Below are 19,526 nucleotides of genomic sequence, written 5' to 3'. Positions count from 1 at the left end.
TTATTGGGAAAGGACAGATGTTACAGCTAGAGCTGCTTCTCTTCCCTTTTTTTTCCTAGCTATAGCTTGACGCATATTGAGACAAGTAATAATTCCATTGCCAATGGGTTTTTTGTTTTCTACAGATAGTTTCATTATTGCATCAGTTGAAGAATGAGAAATAAAGTCAAAATGAGGAGTTTGTCCTTTAATCACACACCCAAGAGCTAAAAAAGCATCATACTTCTTAATATTCTTTGAAATGGTAACTGGTATTTCAAAGACACCTGGGACATTGATAACTTTTATTAAACTAGATTTGGGCAGTGCGTTCTTCGCACTACTTAATAAACCTTTTGATATATCTTTATAATAATCTGCATTAACTATTAAATATTTTTTTTTCATTAAATGATTTCCTGTTTAATAATTTTTATATCATAACCCTCTAAACCAATAACTTTTTTAAGAGATTTAGTTATTAATATCATATTTTTAATCTTTAAATCCTTAATTATTTGAGCTCCAATACCATAATTCCTTATAAGTTTATCATTTCCCTTTTTATAAAAATCTTTGTTCTTATAATCCTTGAGTGTTTGTGTAACAGATTTTAAATTTGTATCTTTTATAAAAACTAAAACACAGTTATTGAATTTCTTAAAATAATTTAACGTTTTATCAAATGAATTTGGCAATTGTTGATTGATTAAATAATTTTGAATTACGTTAGATGAAATTACTCTAACTCTTGGTATTATCCCTTTTTTAATATTACCTTTAATTAGAGCAAAGTGTTCAGATCCATCTAAAAGATTTTCATAAATTCTAATTTTATATTTTTGATTTTTAATTTTAATATCAGATTGTTTTTTAAGTTTAATTAGTTTTTCTTTTTTAAGACGATAAGCAATAAGGTCTTCAATTTTACCTATCTTTAAATTATGTTTTTTTGCAAAATCAAATAAATCTTGGCCTTTAGCCATTGTGCCATCTTCATTCATTATTTCACAAATAACTGCGGAGTTATTTTTTTTAGCAAGTTTTGATATATCAACAGAGGCTTCTGTATGACCAGCTCTTACTAGAACGCCCCCATCTTTAGCAATGATTGGAAAAATATGTCCTGGTGAAACAATGTCTTTCTTATTTGCATTTTTCTTTGAAGCAATTTTAATTGTCTTTGCTCTATCTTTTGCTGAGATTCCAGTTGTTATTCCATTTTTTGCTTCAATAGAAATTGTAAAGGCAGTTTTGTTCCTTGATTGATTTATTGGGGACATCAAAGATAAATTTAACCGTTTTGCTTGTATACTATCTAGTGCTAGACAAATTAATCCACGACCATATTTGGCCATAAAATTTATATTTTTAGCACTTGAGTCACTGGTTGATATTATTAAGTCTCCTTCATTTTCTCTTTTCTCATCATCAACTAAGATGAACATACCTCCCTTCTTAGCAATATTAATTATACTTTCAATGGATGCATAATTATTTTTTTTCATTAAAATAATTTCTAACGTATTTAGATAGGATATCTATCTCTATATTAACTAAGCTGCTCTTTTTTAATGAAGATAAATTGGTTAGTTTAAAGGTGTGTGGAATAACCCAAACTTGAAAACCTTTTTTGGTTACCTTGGAAATTGTTAAAGAAATTCCATTTATACATATAGAGGCTTTATCAATTAGATTTGCTCTTTCTTTTTTAACAATTTCAAAATCAAATAAATACGATTTATCAATTTTTTTAATACTCTGTATTTTACCTACTGCATCAATGTGGCCTTGGCAAATATGTCCTGATATTTTTTGACCAAATCTTAAAGGAATTTCAAGATTAATTTTATCGTTTATTTTTAAGAATTTAAATTTTGATCTTTGTATGGTTTCATCAGAAAGATAAAATTCCATTATTTTATTTTTAATATTAATTAATGTTAAGCAAACACCATCACAAGCAACTGATACACCTAGATCTTTACGTGTTAGCTTTAAATCAGCTTTTACAAAAATATTAATACCTTTTGATCTTTTTTCAAATCTAGTAATTATACCTTGATTAAAAATTATTCCATTAAACATAATATTATTTGTAAAGTGTAATTACATCTTTGCCTAATTTTTTTTTAATTTTCAATTTATTTTTATAATTTTTCTTTAATTCATTAAGAAAACTAAGCTCTTTATGGTTAACTAACTTTGATAAAGTTTTAGCACATTTGTATAAATAAAATTCATTAAATAATTTTTTTTTAATAATGTGCTTAGAAAGATCATTTCCCCCTTCAACTAATAAATTTCTGCAGCCAAGGACATAGAGTTTCATTAAAATTGATTTAATATCAAAGTTATCTTTATCCAATTTACTTTTGATTAAAGTTATGCCTCTTTTTTTTAACATTAATTTCATCTCAGATTTCGCGTTATGATAAAAAATTATAGTATTTTTTTTATTAGCTGTTTTAAAAATGTATGAATTTTTTTTAATTTCTAAATTTTTATCTAAAATTATTCTTTTAGGTGAAAATTTATTCAAACCTTCTAGTCTGCAATTAAGTTTTGGGTTATCTTTATTTAAAGTTTTGGACGAAATCATTAACGAATCATTTTTATATCTAAGATAATGTGTAAATTTATCAGTATGAATATCTGAAATTCTTTTTGTATCTTTGCTATATATCAAATTATTTCTAGAAATTGCAATTTTACCAGTAACATAAGGAAGGTTTTTTTTTCTATTAAAGAAATAAGGTATATAAAATTTATTAATTTCTTTTTTGAGTAAATTTTTTTTTACTAAAACATTTTTTGACTTAAGAATTTTTAAAGTTTTACCTTTAACTTTTTTATCAATATCTTCAACTCCATACACAACTTCTTTAATTTTATTTTTAATTATAATATTTGTGCACGGAGGAGTTTTTCCATAATGACTACAAGGTTCAAGGGTCACATACATTTTTGAGCCTTCCAAATTTTCATGTGAATTTTTAATGGCATTAAATTCGGCGTGAGGTGTACCTTTAAAACCTGTTTGACCAATTGAAAGTATTTCATTATTTTTAACGATTACACAACCTACAGAAGGATTGATTCCACTTAGTCCATGACGAGCTTTTGCCAATCTCAAGGCCAACTCCATAAAAATTTTATCTTTGATTGAAAATTTATCTTTTTTTGTAGACATCTAATTTGTCCACGAATTGCACAAAGTCTTTTTCTTCTCTAAAATTTCTATAAACAGAAGCAAATCTTACGTAAGCAACAGGGTCGAGCTCTTTTAAACCTTCCATAACCATAGTTCCAATAGTAGTAGATGAAATTTCACTTTGACCAAGCTCCTCTAGTGATCGAGAAATTTTACTTATAAATTTTTCTGCTGTTTCAGTATCAATAGGTCTTTTTTTAAGAGCAATAAAAATAGATTTTGATAATTTATCTCTATCAAATGAAGATTTTCTTCCATTTTTTTTAACAACCATAATTTCTCTAAATTGCACTCTTTCAAAAGTTGTAAATCTAGCTCCACACACACAAAGCCTTCTTCTTCTTATGGCTGTGCCATCTTCAGTTGGTCTTGAGTCTACTACTGAGGTTTCACCTTTTTTACAAATTGAACAAATCATTATTTTAAATTTTTATATATTGGAAAGTTAGATGTAAGTTCTATTACTTCATTTCTAACTTCTTCTTCAATTTTGCTATTATCGTCTGGGTTTTCAGATAAACCTTTTACAACTTTAGTTATTAGTTCACCTACTTTTTCAAACTCTTTTAATCCAAAACCTCTAGTTGTTGCGGCTTGAGTACCTAGTCTTATTCCAGAGGTAATCATTGGCTTTTCTGAATCGAAAGGTATTCCATTTTTGTTACAGGTAATATTAGCATTTGAAAGGCTTTCAGCAGCAGCATTACCTTTTACATTGAAAGGTCTTAGATCAACTAACATTAAGTGTGTATCTGTTCCGCCAGAATAAATCTTAAAACCATTATTCTTAAGTGTCTCTGATAAAATTTTGGCATTAGCTAAAACTGATTTGATATAATCTTTGAAATCTGGTCTTAATGCTTCTAAAAAACCAGCAGCCTTTGCAGCAATGACATGCATCAATGGTCCGCCTTGATAACCAGGGAATACTGCTGTGTTAAATTTTTTTGCTAGGTCTTCATGATTAGTTAAAATAATTCCACCTCTAGCACTTCTGAAAACTTTATGAGTTGTTGAAGTTACTACATGCGCGTGTTCACATGGGTTAGGGTATCCTTTGCCGGCAACTAAACCTGAAAAATGAGCCATATCCACCATCAAATATGCTCCTACTTTGTCAGCAATCGCTCTAAATCTTTTAAAATCGATTACTCTAGAGTAAGCGCTACCACCACAAATTATAAGTTTTGGTTTATGTTCTAATGCAAGTTTTTCAACATTATCATAATCAATAAGTTCAGACTCTTTATCAACATCATACCCTATTGGATTAAACCATTTACCTGACATTGAAATTTTTAACCCATGAGTAATGTGTCCACCAGAATTTAAACTCATTCCCATAAACGTATCACCAGGATTTAATAAAGCTAAAAATACAGCTCCATTTGCTTGAGCCCCAGAATGTGGTTGGGCATTTGCAAATTTACAATCAAAAAGTTTCTTTAATCTTTCTATGGCTAAATTTTCTGCAACATCAACATGCTCACATCCATTGTAGTATCTTTTTCCAGGATACCCTTCTGCATATTTGTTTGTTAATACAGAGCCTTGCGCCTCTAAAACAGCTTGAGAAACTATATTTTCAGAAGCAATTAGTTCTATATGTTGTTGTTGTCTTTTTAACTCATCACTTATGGCTTTATGTAATTCTGGATCAGTTTCAGATAAACTGTCTTCAAAAAAGCTTTTATAATTTTTATTTAAATAGTTTTTTTCACTAGACATAATTAAATCTTTTTAATTCTTTTTGCGTGTCTTCCACCTTCAAACTTTGTATTTAAAAAAATGCTAACGCAATTTAAAGCATTTTTTTTAGTAAGAAGTCTTGATCCTAATGTAATGATATTTGCATTATTATGCAATCTTGATAATTTTGTAGATTTTGAATTATAGCACTGTGCAGCACGAATATTTTTATGTCTATTAGCAGCAATATTCATTCCCATACCAGACCCACAAACTAAAATACCTACATGTTTGTTACTAATTTTAACTTTTTTAGCGACCTTATGAGCAAAATCAGGATAATCTACCCTACCACCGGTAAATGGACCTAAATCAACTATCTTTATATTTTTTTTATCTAAGTAATTTTTGATTAATTCTTTTAATTTAAACCCAGCATGATCAGATGATATGAATATTTTTTTCAAACTAATTAAATTTATGATCTAAAACACAAGCAACTAAATGGATACGATCTTCTTCACCACCATTAAATGCATTATGATATTTTGTATTATTTGTAATCCAAACAGAACCATCAGCTGGTAAATGCATGGCAACATTATCAATAACCATTATTGATCCTGGGTTAGTAATAATTGGTATATGCAATCTAGGCTCAGGGTCTCTATGCCAACTTAATGTTGATCTTGGTTGTTTTAACAATACTCTTACTCTTCCAAGCTTATACTTAGATGAAAGCACATCAAAAACTTCCTTAAAATAAGTATCTTTAAATTCATCGATAAATTCTGAATATGCAGACTCGTCGATAGTTACATCTCTAACAACTTCCTTGCCTGTTGCATCCGGTTTAGTCCAAAAAACACCTCTGGCTTTATGACCTTTAATAGAGTCTGGATCACCAGGAATTTGAGTTAGAGATATTGCTCCAAAGTTACTAATCTCTTCAGGACCATCAAATTTTTTTATTTTTAAAATTTCACTATATGCCTTTTGAAGTTCAGTAATATCAAATTTAATTTCCTGTTTTTGAAAATCATTAAAATTTAATGTCATAATATTTATTAGTTACTCTTTTTAAAATATATTTGTATAATACATTTGTCGCATTTTATAAATATAATAAAAACATGATAACAGGAAGCTATCCAAACCTAAGGCTTAGACGTAGTAGAAAGAATGATTGGTCTAGAAGACTTATTCAGGAAAACAGCCTATCTTCAAGTGACTTTATTTTACCAATATTTCTTATTGATGGAAAAAATAAGAAACAATCCATAAAAACTATGCCTGGAGTTTTTAGGTATTCTATAGATAAAATTGGTCATATTGTTGATAAAGCCATTAAGAATAAAATACCTATGGTTGCGTTATTTCCATACACAAATTCAAAGTTAAAAAATGAAATTGGTACCGAAGCGTTAAATGAGGACAATTTAGTTTGTAGAGCTATCCAATATATTAAAAAAAGATACAGAAATGAAATTGGTATTATGTGTGATGTAGCTTTAGATCCCTACACTTCCCATGGTCATGATGGTCTTATAAAATCTGGCTATATATTAAATGATGAAACAAATGAAATTTTAATTAATCAATCCTTATTACAATCCGAAATGGGATGTGATGTGCTAGCACCTTCAGACATGATGGATGGTAGGATTGGAAAAATAAGAAAAGCATTGGATAAAAATGGTTATCAGTTAGTTCAAATTCTCTCATATGCAGTAAAATATGCATCAAGTTTTTATGGACCTTTCAGAGATGCGGTTGGATCAAGAGGACTTCTAAAAGGAGATAAAAAGACCTATCAAATGGATTTTCGAAACAGTAATGAAGCCTTAAGAGAGGTTGCCCTAGATATAAAGGAAGGAGCAGATATGGTAATGGTGAAACCAGGAATGCCCTACCTTGATATTATAAAATCAGTAAAAGACAATTTCAAAATTCCAGTTTTAGCTTATCAAGTTTCAGGAGAATATAGCTTACTCACAAATAGTATTAATAAACGTTTAATAGATAAAAACTCAATATTAGAAAGCTTGATATCATTTAAGAGAGCTGGCGCAAATGCAATAGTCAGTTATTATGCTGATAGAATAAATGAAATAATACTTTAAGGCTATTTTAATAAATTTATAAAATGACTTCTTGAAACGGGTAAATTTAAATTATTTGGTTTCAATATACTTTTTTCAAGATAATCACTAAGAAGCTTAAAACCTTTTAATAAATTTTTTAAATCAATATTTTTTGTATTTTGATCTATCAAAAAGTTTGGAATAAATTTTTTTTCTGAAGATGATTTTACAAAATAATTAATTTCTCCTTCTATAACTTCTTTTTCGACCATTTTTTTAAGTTCAAGATCATAACCAAGTAATTTTAATAACTTTAATTCCCAAAAAATATATTCTTCAATCCAATTATCATGAGTTAATAAATCAAAAAATTCATCTATTAAAATGTAAATGTCATTATTTGATTGAGCTTCAGCTGTTAAAAGTTTTACAAGATGCATAGCAGAAGTTATGCAGCAAAGTTTTATACTATTATCAAAATAAATTGGTGTAGTAGCTTTAACAATTTCTATTTTAAAATAACCAATTCTATTTAAACTTTTGGAATTATAATTAACATGAATCTTATTGCCAATCTGTAAATAATTTTTAATTCTTTTTGAAGTACCACCAAAAATAATACCAGAAATTTTTCCATAATTTTCAGTAAATACCTCTGCTATAATGGAATTTTCATTGTATCGATTTTTAGATAACAAATATCCTTTATCATCCCAATTCATTTTTTAAAAATACTCTCAAAACATATGGTTGCAGCATTCTGTTCAGCATCTTTTTTAGATGAACCATCTGCTGTAAAAATTCTAGTATTCTTTAATTTCACAGAGACTTTAAATAGTGGCTTATGACGAGGCCCTGTATTTGATATTAATCTATAAATAGGTAAAGTTTTAAACATCTTTAAAGAATATTCTTGAAGTTTAGTTTTGGCATCAATTTCAGTTATCACACTTGCATTAATATGCTCATTCCACAAATTTAGAATAAATTTTTCAACTAAATTAATACCTTTGTCTAAATAAATCGCACCTATTAAAGCTTCTAAGCAATCAGCTATAACTTTGTCTTCAATTACAATTTTTTTATTTTTTGGATTAAATACCAAAATATATTTTTGTAATTCAATTTTTTTTGCAATTTCTAAGCATTTTCTTTTATTAACTAGAGATGCAAATTTTTTATCCAATATTCCCTCACGTTCATCTGGATAAATTTCTAATAATTTTTTTGCAATAACCAACCCTAAAACTCTATCACCTAAAAATTCAATTTTTTCATTATTATTCAAAGAGTCATAGCTTTTATGAGTAAGACTTTTTATTAAAATTTTAGGATCAGAAAATTTTAACTTTAATTTCTTTTCTAAGATTGATGAAGATATTTTCATTAATTAATAGTTTTAAAAAAACGATCGAACCTAATAGTTTTGTGCCATTTCCAAAAAGAAAAGATACTTGCAATTCTAAAATCTGATGAAAAAAAGATAAATTGTGCCTTACCAACTAGATTATCTTCATGGACATATCCAACGCTTGTTAAATATCTACTATCTTTAGAACAATCTCGATTGTCTCCAAGGAAAAAGTAATGTTTTGGTGGAACTATAAATACATCAGAATTTTGAAAACTATAATTTTTTAAATAAACGGTATTATGTATTGCACCATTTGGTAATTTTTCTTCAAACTTAATAACATCTATAGTTTGATTGCCACAATAAATTATATCATTCTTTGGAATCCTTGATTTAAAAATTTGATTATTATTAAGAAATAAATCACCATTTATGAATTGAATATTATCTCCAGGTAATCCTATTAATCTTTTGATATAATCTGTTCTATTGTCAGCAGGTGTTTTAAAAACAATAACATCTCCTACTTCAGGTTTTTGTGAAAATATTCTGCTATTGAGTATCGGTGGACTAAATGGAAAAGAATGTTTGCTATAACCATAAGAATATTTGGTAACAAATAATCTATCCCCAACCAATAATGTAGGTTCCATAGAAGATGAGGGTATATAAAAAGGTTGTATGAAAAAAGATCTAATAATAATCGCAATGATTAAGGCATAAAAAATTGTTTTAACATTTTCAATTATAAAGTTTTTACTTATCATTATTTATTTTTTTGTAAAATTACGTAAGCTATAGAATATTTTTTTTCATCTGAAATTGATAGAAAGAAATTAAATGAAGAGATTTTAAATTGATCTTTAACAATATTTTTTATTTTATTTGTAATTACAAAAGAAGGTTTACCTAATTTATCATTAATAATTGATATATCTTTAAAGTTAAGATTGTCTCTAAAGCCAGTGCCAATTGATTTGGCTAAAGCTTCTTTAGCAGCAAATCTTTTTGCATAATAGGCTTTTTTATTTTTAATTTTTTTAGCAATAAGTATTTCTGAGTTAGAAAATATTCTTTTAATAAAATCTTTATTTTTTATTAATTTATTAAATCTTGTGATATCAACTATATCAACACCTATACCAAGTATTTTCATGGTTATTTACTTATTATTTTTCTAAAAGATTTAATCGTTTTTTTTAAACCATGAGTGACAGATTCACCAATTATAAAATGTCCAATATTAAATTCTGTAATTTCTTTAATTTTTGTTAATATTGCAGTTGTTTTATAGTCAAGACCGTGACCCGCATGGATTTCAAGACCAAAATTCTTACCAAGTTTAGAACATTTTTGAATTTTTATTAGTTCTTTTTTATAGTCTTTATTTTTTTTAATTAAATCTGAAATTTTTCCAGTATGTATTTCAACACAATCAGTATTTAATTCTTTTGCACTTTGAATATCTTTTAAATTTGGATCTATAAATAGACTAGTTCTAATATTTGCTTTATTAAATAATGAAATTATTTTTTTAATCTTAGTTCTATTTTTATTTAAATTTAAACCACCTTCTGTAGTTATCTCTTTTCTTTTCTCTGGAACAATGCAAATATAATTGGGTTTATTTTTTAATGCTATTTTTACTATTTCATCATTTAAAGAAATTTCCAGGTTGGTAATTATTTTTTTATCTTTACAAATTTGTAAGACATCTTGATCATTTATGTGCCTTCTATCTTCTCTTAAATGTATTGTAACAGAATCTGCACCACATTTGCTAACATGTTTTGCTATTAATAATGGATTTGGATGATTTGAGCCCCTTGCATTTCTAATTGTTGCAACATGATCAATGTTTACACCCAATTTTTTCATTTTATAAATCTACTTCCTGGCATTGTTATGGGTGTATTTTTAAGAAAATCAGGAAGTTTATTTTTTTTAAAAGTTGGAACATCGATTTTCATATGGGAAATAATTTCTTTTTTTATCTTTAAAGATTTTTTTGTTGATCTATCAATAATGGTAGCAAAGCCAACAAGTTTTGCTCCTGGTCTGGTAATTAGATTTACACACTCTAAACTGGATTTTCCTGTTGTTATAACGTCTTCAATAATTAATACTTTAGAACCTTTTTTAATATTAAAACCTCTTCTCAAAGTAAATTTACCGTTAACTCTCTCACAAAATATAGTTTCTTTTTTTAAAATTTTACCTATTTCATAACCAATAATTACCCCACCCATCGCTGGAGCTAAAATTAAATCTATATATTTAAATTTTTTTTTGATCTTTTGGGCCAATGATTTACAAATAGAATTAGCTAAATTTGGAAAACTTAACAGTTTCGCACATTGAATATATTTAGATGAATGCAGTCCAGAAGAAAGTACGAAATGTCCTTCAAGTAAAGCGTTAGTTTTTTTTAAAATATTTAAAGATTTTTTGTGTGAAAGCATTTCTTTTTTCCTCATGTCTTATGATTTTAAACTTAATATTCTTTTGTTTTAGTTCGCTAATAAAATTTGTAAAGTTTTTCAGGTCTCTAATTATCAAATGGAACTTAAAGTTAATATAATATTGTGTTTTTTCATGCATCTCAACATTAGATATGTTTAATCTGTGATAACCTAGTAATGTTGTAATTTCACCTAGTTTGCCTGGTTGATCTGGTAAAGATATCCATAATGTAGTGTTATATTTCTTTATTCTTTCTTCTTTTTGTTCACCTTTCGAATGCCAATATCTTCTTATTGCTGCCCTAGCCTTTCCTGTTTTGGTAACTGGTATCCAGTGAAGTGAAGGTGATTTATTTTTTGAAGTTATTATATTAACTACATCTCCATTATGAAGAATGCTTTGTAGTTCACTATCATTTCCATTTATTTGACAGCTAATAGCATTATCACCAATTTTTGTGTGAACCGCATAAGCAAAATCAATTGGAGTTGCACCCTTTGGCAATTTTATTACTGAACCTTTGGGTGTGAAGCAAAAAACATTTTCCTGAAACATTTGAAGTTTAGTATACTCATAGAAATGTTCAGGATTTTCATTTTTATCAATAATTTCTACTAAATCTGCTAACCAATCATATTCTTTCCAAGTAAGTGAGTTAAATTTTTCAGAAGATTTATATTTCCAGTGAGATGCAATACCTCTTTCAGCAAATTCATGCATTTCCATAGTTCTAATTTGAATTTCTATAGGTCTTTTATTTGGTCCAATTACAGCTGTGTGTAATGATTTATAGTGATTAATTTTTGGTGAAGAAATATAATCTTTAAATTTTCCAGGTATACAGTTCCAATGTTGGTGAAATATTCCAAGTGCTTGATAACAATCATGCTCACTAGGCAATATAACCCTAAAACCTATTATATCTGTAATTTGCTCAAGGGATATTCTTTTTTTTTGTACTTTTCTCCAAATTGAAAAAGGAGTTTTTTCTCTTCCAAAAATCTTAGCTTTAATGTCATGGTCATTTAAAAGTTCTGTAATTTGTATAGAAATTGATTTAAAGTTATTTACTTTATCTTCACGAATTTCATCTAATCTTTTTTTGATAAGTTCTCTTGCTTTATTATTTAAAACTTTAAAAGATAAATCTTCCAATTCATCTCTTATTCTGTGCATTCCCATTCTATCAGCTAATGGTCCATAGATCTCCATAGTTTCCTTAGCAATTCTTTCTTTTTTTTCAATTTTGCTAATAGCATCAATCGTTCTCATATTATGTAAACGATCTGCAAGTTTTACTAATAAAACTCTAATGTCTTTAGAGGTAGCTAAAATTAATTTTCTAAAATTCTCAGCTTTTGAACTAGAGTTTGCTTGATTTTCAAAAACAGAAATTTTGGTTACACCCTCAACTAAATCCGCAATTTCTTGTCCAAACTCTTTCTTGATATTTTCATATGTAGCATGTGTGTCTTCAATTGTGTCATGAAGTAATCCAGTAACAATTGTAGCGCTATCTAATTCTAAATCGCTAAGTATAGAAGCAACAGCTATTGGATGGTTTGAATAGGGATCGCCTGATGCACGTTTTTGATTTTCATGCGCTTTAACAGCGTATTGGTATGCTTTATTTAATTTTTCAGGATTTAAAAACTTATTATAATTTTTGACTTTATTTATAAGTTCTTCAGAATTAAGCATGGGTTATTATAACACTAATTTATATTTGTTTAATAGATCTAAGGTTTTTTACTGACAAACTATAGACTAAATTAACAATATTTTTACCAGATTTTGGATCTTTCCACTTTTTATCTATTTCAAATAAAGGCAATAAAACAAAACTTCTCATTTTCATTCTAGGGTGTGGAATAAAAAGGTTTTCTTCAATAAAATTTAATACTTTTTTGTCATAATCAATAATGTCAATATCACATGTTCTCGGAGCATTCTTTTTGGTTTTTGATCTACCTAATTTTTTTTCTATTAATTTACAATATTTCAATAATTCAAGAGGGTTTAGTGTAGTTTTAACCTTAATGACTACATTTATATATTTTGGCAACAGTGGATCTGGCCATGAGTTAGATAGATAATATGATGAGGTTTTAACTATTTTTATTCTATTTTTTTCTAATTCAAATTTAGCTAAATTAATATTGTTAATTTTGTTACCTAGATTTGATCCGATTGCCAAATATGAATGTTTAACTCGATTTTCTAATATGTCTGGCTTTTTCACGATTCCAATCTCTGTTTTTTTTAGTAGCTCTTTTGTCAAATTGCTTTTTACCTTTTGCAACAGCTATCTCAATTTTAGCTCTGCCCTTTTTAAAATACATTTTTGTTGGAACAAGAGTTAGTCCATCTCTTTGCATTTTACCAATTAGTTTATTAATTTCTTTTCTATTTAATAATAATTTTCTTTCATCTGTGGGATTATGATTAGAATAACTTGCTTGCTTAAATGCTGAGATGTGTGAATTAATCAAAACAATTTCTCCACTTTTTTCAACAGCATAAGAGTCTGCTATATTTATTTTACCTTCTCTAATTGATTTTATTTCAGAGCCTTTGAGAACAATTCCAGCTTCAATTAATTCCTCGAAAAAATAATTAAAACTTGCTTTTCTATTTAAGCAAATAATTTTTAAACCAGAATTGGTTTTCTTATTCATTAGAGTAATTTTGCAGATACTAGAGCTTTTTTTACAATATTTTTGGTTGTGTCAGTAACTTTAACCAATGGCAATCTTACATCGTCCTCACATAAGCCTAAAAGTTTAGCTGCATGCTTAACTGGACTTGGATTGCTTTCAACAAACATTGAGCTATGAACAGGTTGTAAAATTTTATCTAATTTAACAGCTTCAAGTTTACTTTCTGCATTATCTAACTTTGATGCCTTCTGAAAATCTGAGCATAACTTAGGTGCAATATTTGCAGTTACACTTATTGAACCAATACCACCTCTGTTATTAAACTCTAAAGCATTATCATCATTACCTGTAAGTTGAATAAAATCATTTCCCATCTTATCTTTTTGTTGGTTAACTCTTTCTAAATCACCTGTAGCATCTTTAACGCCAACAATATTTTTCAATTCAAACAATCTAGCCATTGTATCAACAGACATATCGATTACAGATCTTCCGGGAATATTATAAATTATAATTGGTATTCCACATTTATCATTTATCGCTTTATAGTGTTGAAATAGTCCCTCTTGCGTAGGTTTATTGTAATAAGGTGTAACCACCAATGCCGCATCAGCACCTGCTTTTTCTGCATGCGTTGTAAGTGAAATTGCTTCTTCTGTAGAATTAGAACCGGTTCCAGCTATTACTATAGTTTTACCATTGCTCTCTTTAACGCATAAATCGATTACTTTTTGATGCTCATTATGACTTAAAGTTGGAGATTCACCCGTTGTACCTGCTGGTACCAATCCATTTGTGCCATTAGAAATTTGAAAATGTATAAGCTTAATATAAGCATCTATATCTAGCTCATTATTTTTAAACGGGGTGATTAAAGCAACATTTGATCCTTTGAACATAAATACTTATAACATAGTTTAAAGATTCATTTACTAAATTTATGGTTAAAAATACTTTATTTTTTATAAAATTATTTTTATTATTATTGTCAATAATAAGCAATTCTTATGCTGCAGAAGTTACAATATTACCCTTAAAAAAACCTATATTAGATGAAAAAACAAAAAATGAAAAAATTTCCCAGAGTATAATAAAGCCAAAATCTAAACCTACAAAAATTCAATTAAATAAAGATAAAGATAAAGATAAAGTTGCAAAAGTTGTTGATAAAAAGATTAATTATTTAATTCCAAAGAGCAAACCTTTAATAGTAAAAAAGATAAAACCCTCTGTTAAAAATACTTCTAAATATTATAGTCAAAAAGATTTCGCCATAGCAAAAAAATCTATTCAGGCAATGGAAAAAAGTCAGTGGTCATCAGCTTTGTCAATTTCTAAAAAAGCAAGAGACAAATCTATATATAATTTTGTTCAATGGAGACATTTATTAACTTCAGGAAATCAAGCAACTTTTTATGATTATTTAGTTTTTTTAAAGAATAATGATGACTATCCTCGAATAAACAGAATTAGATATTTAGCAGAAAAAAAACTTACTACAGAAAAAATTTCACCAAAGAAAATCATTGATTGGTTTAATTCGAAGGAACCATTAAGCGGTTATGGTGAACTAATATTAGGAGAAAGTTATATTCAAACTGGAAATATTGAAAAAGGAGTTTCATTGATAAAAAAAGGTTGGATAACAGCTGAACTTTCAAGATCTCAAATGAAAAAATTGAACAAAAAATATAAAAAATATCTTAATTCAACAGACTATGTAAAAAGGGCTGATTATTTAGCCTGGGAAAATAAATATTGGGATTTAAAAAGAATGCTTCCTTATCTGCCAAAAGATTATCAATTACTTTATACAGCTAGACAAATTTTAATGAGCAAATCTTACGGTGTAGACAATGCAATTAAAAATGTTCCACAAAAATTTAAAAATGATGCTGGTTTAAATCATGATCGACTTAAATGGAGAAGAAAAAGAGGAAGAATTGATAGCTCTCTAGAGATTATATTTTCAATTAAAAATGATAAAGATTATCTTGTGAGACCTGACAAATGGTGGGTTGAAAGAGCTATAATGACAAGAGCTCTAATTTATAAAGATAAATATGAAACGGCATACAAAGTTGCAAGTCAACATTCTCTTGATCCAGGTCCTGAATTTGCTGAAGCTGAATGGATAAGTGGATGGATTGCATTAAGTTTTTTAGATGATCCAATTTTAGCAATTGATCACTTCAATAATTTTTACCAAAATGTAAGTTATCCTATAAGTCTATCTAGAGGTGCATATTGGCTTGGTAGAGCTTATGAGAAAATTGCTGATAAAAAACAATCAGAAGATTGGTATAAGGAGGCAACTAAATATCTAACCACATACTACGGTCAATTAGCTTTTTTAAAAATTAGTCCCAATAAGAAATTTGAACTTGAAGAACAACAGATTGTTGAGGATGAATATAGAAAATATTTTAAAAAAAAAGAACTTGTTAAAATTAGTTATCTTTTAGATGAATTAGATAAAGATAAATATACTAAGAATATCTTAAGACATCTAGCAAATGATAATATTAAGAATGGAAGTGAGGTTTTGGCTGCAGAACTTGCAACAAATATTTCAAGATATGATTTTGCTATACAAATTTCAAAGATAGCCTCATATGAGAAGAGATTTCATAATACTTACAACTATCCAATAATAAGTGTGCCTCAATACGTGAATGGAAGAAAAATTCCTGAACCTGCTTTTATACTATCACTTATAAGACAAGAAAGTGAATTTGATATGAGGGCTAATAGTCATGTTGGTGCTCAAGGGTTGATGCAGCTAATGCCTTATACTGCAAAACTAGTTGCAAAACAAGCAAAGCTCCCCTACTCAAAGTCTTGGTTAACCTCTGACCCAGAATATAATATCAATCTAGGATCTCATTATATCGCAGGGTTAATACTTGATTATGATGGAGCTTACCCGTTTGCAACAGCAGCTTACAATGCTGGACCTAAAAGAGTTAAACACTGGAAAAAAATTAATAAAAATCCACAAAAGAAACAGATTGATTTTGTTGATTGGGTTGAATTAATTCCATTCAAGGAAACTAGGAATTATGTTCAGCGTGTAATGGAAAACTATAATGTTTACAGATACATTTTAGAAAAAAAATCAATAGAAATGAAGGATTTTTTTAAAGATCAGCCTTTATTTTAATAGTTTCTAATATATTCTAAAAAAAAAATAATGAAAATCTATTGCATAACTCATAAACCTATAAATGGAATTCAGTCTCTCAATCTAATACCATTTGGTGTTGGTAAGGCAAAATTTCCCAACGATTACATAATTGAAAATAGTGGTGATAATATAGCTCATAAAAACTATAATTATTCAGAAACATCTTTTCATTATTGGTATTGGAAAAATATTTTGAACCAAAAAAAAAATAACGATTGGTTTGGAATGTGTCAATACAGAAGGTATTTTGTCAAAATTGAATATAAGGATTTAATTAAAAATGTAGACGGAAGACAAGGTTACTACCCTAATATTAATAATTTTGAAGATTTAGAAAAAATGCTACAGAAAGAGCCTTCACCAGAATGGAAAGGCTATGATGTAATTCTTTGTGAGCCATGGAGTGTAGCTGTGGGAAGTAAGATGAAGTTAATTAAAAGAGGATTTAAATCTATAGTTAATGACCCTTTGATACTTTTAGACAAGAAGAAGCAAAATATTAAATTACATTTTGAAATGTTTCACGGGTTTGACAACCTACACAAGGCTATTAATGTGATGCCACTAAAAGATAAAGAGGATTTTGTAAATTATATTTCCAAAAATAATATGTTAAGTGGACATTGTATTTTTTTATCCAACAATAATAAGTTAATTGATAATTTTTATACAGACCTATTCGAATGGCTTTTTAAATGTGAAGCGATTTTTGGATTTGATTTAAAAGGCTATGATAATCAGAGAATATATTCTTTTTTAACAGAGAGATACACACCTTTTTGGTTTAATAAATATGCAAAAGTTAAATATTGGCCTTGGGTTTATTGTGATATTGCTAAATTTTAATTTATTGATGAGAATTAATTAATTCTTTAATTATTCTCTTTGTATTAAATTTTTGTTTCCATTTAGGATGGTCTTTTTTAAATTTGCTATTTTGAATATATACCAAATATGATCTCCTATTCTATTTTTCTTTATTATCTTTTTTTGAATTTTTATATTAGAATTTTTTTATTATTCATTAAAAGATTTTTTCTTATATTTAATATTGATCCAGCTTTTCCAAAAATAAATTCTTAAGTTCTTGTCAATTCCCACAAAATCAAATCCTTTTTTACAAAAAAACTTACTGCTTCTGATCCTACAAGTCCTGAAGATCCTGTTATTATTACAACCAACATAAATTTATTCCAATTAATTTTTTTTGGCGGAAGAGGAGGGATTCGAACCCTCGGTACAAGTTTCCCCGCACGGTCATTTAGCAAACGACTGGTTTCAGCCTCTCACCCACTCTTCCACAGATTAAGGATATAACTGATTGTATTGAATATTCAATATTTATAAAGTAATTATTATTTATTATTATGAAAAAAAACTATTCAATATTTTCTTTAGTTAAAAATGCTTTTTCCTACCATGAAAATTGGCAAAAGGCATGGAAAGATCCTACACCAAAAAAAGAGTATGATGTAATAATTATTGGAGGTGGTGGTCATGGTCTTGCAACAGCATATTATTTAGCAAAAAAACATAATATGAAAAATATTGCAGTTGTTGAAAAAGGATGGATTGGTGGTGGAAACACAGGAAGAAACACAACTATTATAAGATCAAATTATTTATGGGATGCAAGTGCTGGCCTTTATGATCATGCTTTAAAACTATGGGAAGGTCTTTCACAAGAAATAAATTATAACGTAATGTTTAGTCAAAGAGGTGTGATGAATCTGGCTCACAATCTTCAAGATATTAGAGATTTAAAAAGAAGAACTCATGCAAATAGATTAAATGGAATTGATGCTGTTTATTTAAGTACTGAAGAAGTTAAAAAATTTTGTCCAATCATAAACACTTCTCCTGACATACGTTATCCTGTATTAGGTGGAACGTTACAAAGAAGAGCTGGGACAGCTAGACACGATGCTGTTGCGTGGGGTTATGCGCGTGGTGCAGATGAAATGGGTGTCGATATAATTCAAAATTGTGAAGTAAAAGGTATTAAAAGAAATGGTGATGAAGTTGAAGGTATAGAAACTTCAAAAGGATTTATTAAAGCTAAAAAAATTGGTGTAGTTGCTGCAGGTCACTCGAGCGTACTTGCAAATATGGCTGGTTTACGTTTGCCCTTAGAGAGCAAACCTCTTCAAGCTTTAGTGTCTGAGCCTGTTAAACCAATCATTGATACAGTTGTGATGTCAAATGCTGTACATGCTTATGTTAGCCAATCTGACAAGGGTGAACTTGTAATTGGTGCAGGTACAGACGATTATGTTTCGTATTCACAAAAAGGAAGTCATGATATTGTTGAAGGAACTTTAAACGCTATTTTAGAACTTTATCCCATTTTTAGTAGAATGCGTATGCTTAGACAATGGGGTGGTATTGTTGATATTTGTCCAGATGCAAGTCCTATAATAAGTAAGACTACTATAAAAGGTCTTTATTTTAACTGTGGTTGGGGCACTGGTGGATTTAAAGCAACACCTGGGTCAGGTGATCTATTTGCTCATACGATAGCTAATGATGAGCCTCATAAATTAAATGCTGCATTTAATCTAAACAGATTTGTTAGTGGGGATCTTGTAGATGAGCATGGTGCAGCGGCGGTAGCTCATTAATGTTTTTAATTACTTGTCCCTTTTGTGGAGAAAGAGAGCAAAGCGAGTTTAAAGCTGGTGGAGAAGCTCATATTGAAAGACCAAAACAACCTACAGAATTAAGTGATGATGAGTGGGCAGAATATCTCTTCATGAGAAAAAATATTAAAGGTGTGCAATTTGAAAGATGGAACCATGCCCACGGATGTCGAAAATGGTTTAACATGGTACGTGACACTTCCAATGATGAAATAAAAGCTGTTTATAAAATGGGTGAAAAACCACCGTCAATTTAA

23 protein-coding genes and 1 tRNA gene are annotated in these 19,526 nt (G+C 28.3%); 5 read left to right on the top strand and 19 right to left on the bottom strand.

Annotated elements, in window-relative coordinates; translation table 11 throughout:
• From ribH to AC5SLO_RS02745, 8 genes are read right to left on the bottom strand one after another with little or no spacing between them, the layout of a single operon-like run.
• A complete protein-coding gene (gene ribH / locus AC5SLO_RS02780; RefSeq protein ID WP_494573664.1) occupies positions 1 to 387 on the bottom strand; it encodes a 6,7-dimethyl-8-ribityllumazine synthase in 387 nt (128 codons plus the stop codon).
• Entirely contained in the window at positions 387 to 1,487 is a 1,101-nt protein-coding gene (gene ribB / locus AC5SLO_RS02775) for a 3,4-dihydroxy-2-butanone-4-phosphate synthase (RefSeq protein ID WP_494573663.1), read from the bottom strand. Before ribB ends, ribH begins: the two co-directional genes overlap by 1 nt.
• A complete protein-coding gene (locus tag AC5SLO_RS02770; RefSeq protein ID WP_494573662.1) occupies positions 1,474 to 2,067 on the bottom strand; it encodes a riboflavin synthase in 594 nt (197 codons plus the stop codon). The genes ribB and AC5SLO_RS02770 overlap by 14 nt, the downstream gene beginning before the upstream one ends.
• Positions 2,068 to 2,071: 4 nt before the next feature.
• Positions 2,072 to 3,172, bottom strand: coding sequence for a bifunctional diaminohydroxyphosphoribosylaminopyrimidine deaminase/5-amino-6-(5-phosphoribosylamino)uracil reductase RibD (ribD, locus tag AC5SLO_RS02765; protein ID WP_494573661.1), 1,101 nt, complete (start codon positions 3,170 to 3,172; stop codon positions 2,072 to 2,074).
• Positions 3,153 to 3,611 (bottom strand): transcriptional regulator NrdR, encoded by a 459-nt coding sequence (nrdR, locus tag AC5SLO_RS02760; RefSeq protein ID WP_494573660.1) that lies wholly within the window; start codon positions 3,609 to 3,611, stop codon positions 3,153 to 3,155. Before nrdR ends, ribD begins: the two co-directional genes overlap by 20 nt.
• Positions 3,611 to 4,921, bottom strand: coding sequence for a serine hydroxymethyltransferase (gene glyA / locus AC5SLO_RS02755; protein ID WP_494573659.1), 1,311 nt, complete (start codon positions 4,919 to 4,921; stop codon positions 3,611 to 3,613). Before glyA ends, nrdR begins: the two co-directional genes overlap by 1 nt.
• Positions 4,922 to 4,923: 2 nt before the next feature.
• Positions 4,924 to 5,349: a ribose 5-phosphate isomerase B gene (rpiB, locus tag AC5SLO_RS02750; protein WP_494573658.1), complete on the bottom strand. Its 426-nt coding sequence runs from the start codon at positions 5,347 to 5,349 to the stop codon at positions 4,924 to 4,926.
• Position 5,350: 1 nt separating this feature from the next.
• Positions 5,351 to 5,941: an aspartyl/asparaginyl beta-hydroxylase domain-containing protein gene (locus AC5SLO_RS02745; RefSeq protein WP_494573657.1), complete on the bottom strand. Its 591-nt coding sequence runs from the start codon at positions 5,939 to 5,941 to the stop codon at positions 5,351 to 5,353.
• Positions 5,942 to 6,015: 74 nt separating this feature from the next.
• On the opposite strand from AC5SLO_RS02745, the gene hemB reads away from it, so the two are divergent.
• A complete protein-coding gene (gene hemB, locus AC5SLO_RS02740; RefSeq protein ID WP_494573656.1) occupies positions 6,016 to 7,005 on the top strand; it encodes a porphobilinogen synthase in 990 nt (329 codons plus the stop codon).
• A 2-nt stretch (positions 7,006 to 7,007) separates the two neighbouring features.
• On the opposite strand, the gene recO is transcribed toward hemB, so the two are convergent.
• The 10 genes from recO to dapA are packed head-to-tail and all read right to left on the bottom strand — an operon-like array spanning position 7,008 to position 14,342.
• Entirely contained in the window at positions 7,008 to 7,688 is a 681-nt protein-coding gene (gene recO / locus AC5SLO_RS02735; RefSeq protein ID WP_494573655.1) for a DNA repair protein RecO, read from the bottom strand.
• Entirely contained in the window at positions 7,685 to 8,353 is a 669-nt protein-coding gene (rnc, locus tag AC5SLO_RS02730) for a ribonuclease III (RefSeq protein ID WP_494573654.1), read from the bottom strand. Before rnc ends, recO begins: the two co-directional genes overlap by 4 nt.
• Positions 8,353 to 9,087, bottom strand: a complete 735-nt coding sequence (gene lepB, locus AC5SLO_RS02725; protein WP_494573653.1) for a signal peptidase I — start codon at positions 9,085 to 9,087, stop codon at positions 8,353 to 8,355. The genes rnc and lepB overlap by 1 nt, the downstream gene beginning before the upstream one ends.
• Positions 9,087 to 9,476 (bottom strand): holo-ACP synthase, encoded by a 390-nt coding sequence (gene acpS / locus AC5SLO_RS02720; RefSeq protein WP_494573652.1) that lies wholly within the window; start codon positions 9,474 to 9,476, stop codon positions 9,087 to 9,089. Before acpS ends, lepB begins: the two co-directional genes overlap by 1 nt.
• Positions 9,477 to 9,478: 2 nt before the next feature.
• On the bottom strand, positions 9,479 to 10,198 hold the full coding sequence (locus tag AC5SLO_RS02715; protein WP_494573651.1) for a pyridoxine 5'-phosphate synthase: 720 nt from the start codon (positions 10,196 to 10,198) through the stop codon (positions 9,479 to 9,481).
• Positions 10,195 to 10,782, bottom strand: coding sequence for an orotate phosphoribosyltransferase (gene pyrE / locus AC5SLO_RS02710; RefSeq protein WP_494573650.1), 588 nt, complete (start codon positions 10,780 to 10,782; stop codon positions 10,195 to 10,197). The genes AC5SLO_RS02715 and pyrE overlap by 4 nt, the downstream gene beginning before the upstream one ends.
• Positions 10,739 to 12,484, bottom strand: coding sequence for a bifunctional (p)ppGpp synthetase/guanosine-3',5'-bis(diphosphate) 3'-pyrophosphohydrolase (locus AC5SLO_RS02705; RefSeq protein ID WP_494573649.1), 1,746 nt, complete (start codon positions 12,482 to 12,484; stop codon positions 10,739 to 10,741). The genes pyrE and AC5SLO_RS02705 overlap by 44 nt, the downstream gene beginning before the upstream one ends.
• Before the next feature lie 19 nt (positions 12,485 to 12,503).
• The gene (gene folK / locus AC5SLO_RS02700; protein ID WP_494573648.1) at positions 12,504 to 13,025 is read right to left on the bottom strand and encodes a 2-amino-4-hydroxy-6-hydroxymethyldihydropteridine diphosphokinase; all 522 of its coding nucleotides are present in this window, start codon (positions 13,023 to 13,025) and stop codon (positions 12,504 to 12,506) included.
• Positions 12,991 to 13,461 carry an SsrA-binding protein SmpB gene (gene smpB, locus AC5SLO_RS02695; RefSeq protein ID WP_494573647.1) on the bottom strand — a complete coding sequence of 157 codons (471 nt, stop codon included), beginning with the start codon at positions 13,459 to 13,461 and terminating at the stop codon, positions 12,991 to 12,993. Before smpB ends, folK begins: the two co-directional genes overlap by 35 nt.
• The gene (gene dapA, locus AC5SLO_RS02690; protein WP_494573646.1) at positions 13,461 to 14,342 is read right to left on the bottom strand and encodes a 4-hydroxy-tetrahydrodipicolinate synthase; all 882 of its coding nucleotides are present in this window, start codon (positions 14,340 to 14,342) and stop codon (positions 13,461 to 13,463) included. Before dapA ends, smpB begins: the two co-directional genes overlap by 1 nt.
• A gap of 41 nt (positions 14,343 to 14,383) precedes the next feature.
• On the opposite strand from dapA, the gene AC5SLO_RS02685 reads away from it, so the two are divergent.
• Positions 14,384 to 16,606: a lytic transglycosylase domain-containing protein gene (locus AC5SLO_RS02685; protein WP_494573645.1), complete on the top strand. Its 2,223-nt coding sequence runs from the start codon at positions 14,384 to 14,386 to the stop codon at positions 16,604 to 16,606.
• 30 nt (positions 16,607 to 16,636) lie between these two features.
• Positions 16,637 to 17,476 (top strand): DUF4422 domain-containing protein, encoded by an 840-nt coding sequence (locus AC5SLO_RS02680; RefSeq protein WP_494573644.1) that lies wholly within the window; start codon positions 16,637 to 16,639, stop codon positions 17,474 to 17,476.
• Between the two features lie 362 nt (positions 17,477 to 17,838).
• Here AC5SLO_RS02680 and AC5SLO_RS02675 read toward each other — a convergent pair.
• Positions 17,839 to 17,930, bottom strand: a tRNA-Ser gene (locus tag AC5SLO_RS02675).
• Between the two features lie 67 nt (positions 17,931 to 17,997).
• Here AC5SLO_RS02675 and AC5SLO_RS02670 point away from each other — a divergent pair.
• Positions 17,998 to 19,251 carry a sarcosine oxidase subunit beta family protein gene (locus AC5SLO_RS02670; protein WP_494573643.1) on the top strand — a complete coding sequence of 418 codons (1,254 nt, stop codon included), beginning with the start codon at positions 17,998 to 18,000 and terminating at the stop codon, positions 19,249 to 19,251.
• Positions 19,251 to 19,526, top strand: coding sequence for a sarcosine oxidase subunit delta (locus AC5SLO_RS02665; protein WP_494573642.1), 276 nt, complete (start codon positions 19,251 to 19,253; stop codon positions 19,524 to 19,526). Before AC5SLO_RS02670 ends, AC5SLO_RS02665 begins: the two co-directional genes overlap by 1 nt.

This window comes from Candidatus Pelagibacter sp. PS_44 (genome assembly GCF_059417735.1).
This window is presented reverse-complemented; position numbering and strand designations above follow the sequence as displayed.

Coding starts and splice junctions, on each gene's coding strand:
- ribH (WP_494573664.1), bottom strand. CDS start 387: ATGAAAAAAAAATATTTAATAGTTAATGCAGATTATTATAAAGATATA.
- ribB (WP_494573663.1), bottom strand. CDS start 1,487: ATGAAAAAAAATAATTATGCATCCATTGAAAGTATAATTAATATTGCT.
- AC5SLO_RS02770 (WP_494573662.1), bottom strand. CDS start 2,067: ATGTTTAATGGAATAATTTTTAATCAAGGTATAATTACTAGATTTGAA.
- ribD (WP_494573661.1), bottom strand. CDS start 3,172: ATGTCTACAAAAAAAGATAAATTTTCAATCAAAGATAAAATTTTTATG.
- nrdR (WP_494573660.1), bottom strand. CDS start 3,611: ATGATTTGTTCAATTTGTAAAAAAGGTGAAACCTCAGTAGTAGACTCA.
- glyA (WP_494573659.1), bottom strand. CDS start 4,921: ATGTCTAGTGAAAAAAACTATTTAAATAAAAATTATAAAAGCTTTTTT.
- AC5SLO_RS02745 (WP_494573657.1), bottom strand. CDS start 5,941: ATGACATTAAATTTTAATGATTTTCAAAAACAGGAAATTAAATTTGAT.
- hemB (WP_494573656.1), top strand. CDS start 6,016: ATGATAACAGGAAGCTATCCAAACCTAAGGCTTAGACGTAGTAGAAAG.
- recO (WP_494573655.1), bottom strand. CDS start 7,688: ATGAATTGGGATGATAAAGGATATTTGTTATCTAAAAATCGATACAAT.
- rnc (WP_494573654.1), bottom strand. CDS start 8,353: ATGAAAATATCTTCATCAATCTTAGAAAAGAAATTAAAGTTAAAATTT.
- lepB (WP_494573653.1), bottom strand. CDS start 9,087: ATGATAAGTAAAAACTTTATAATTGAAAATGTTAAAACAATTTTTTAT.
- acpS (WP_494573652.1), bottom strand. CDS start 9,476: ATGAAAATACTTGGTATAGGTGTTGATATAGTTGATATCACAAGATTT.
- AC5SLO_RS02715 (WP_494573651.1), bottom strand. CDS start 10,198: ATGAAAAAATTGGGTGTAAACATTGATCATGTTGCAACAATTAGAAAT.
- pyrE (WP_494573650.1), bottom strand. CDS start 10,782: ATGCTTTCACACAAAAAATCTTTAAATATTTTAAAAAAAACTAACGCT.
- AC5SLO_RS02705 (WP_494573649.1), bottom strand. CDS start 12,484: ATGCTTAATTCTGAAGAACTTATAAATAAAGTCAAAAATTATAATAAG.
- smpB (WP_494573647.1), bottom strand. CDS start 13,461: ATGAATAAGAAAACCAATTCTGGTTTAAAAATTATTTGCTTAAATAGA.
- dapA (WP_494573646.1), bottom strand. CDS start 14,342: ATGTTCAAAGGATCAAATGTTGCTTTAATCACCCCGTTTAAAAATAAT.
- AC5SLO_RS02685 (WP_494573645.1), top strand. CDS start 14,384: ATGGTTAAAAATACTTTATTTTTTATAAAATTATTTTTATTATTATTG.
- AC5SLO_RS02680 (WP_494573644.1), top strand. CDS start 16,637: ATGAAAATCTATTGCATAACTCATAAACCTATAAATGGAATTCAGTCT.
- AC5SLO_RS02670 (WP_494573643.1), top strand. CDS start 17,998: ATGAAAAAAAACTATTCAATATTTTCTTTAGTTAAAAATGCTTTTTCC.
- AC5SLO_RS02665 (WP_494573642.1), top strand. CDS start 19,251: ATGTTTTTAATTACTTGTCCCTTTTGTGGAGAAAGAGAGCAAAGCGAG.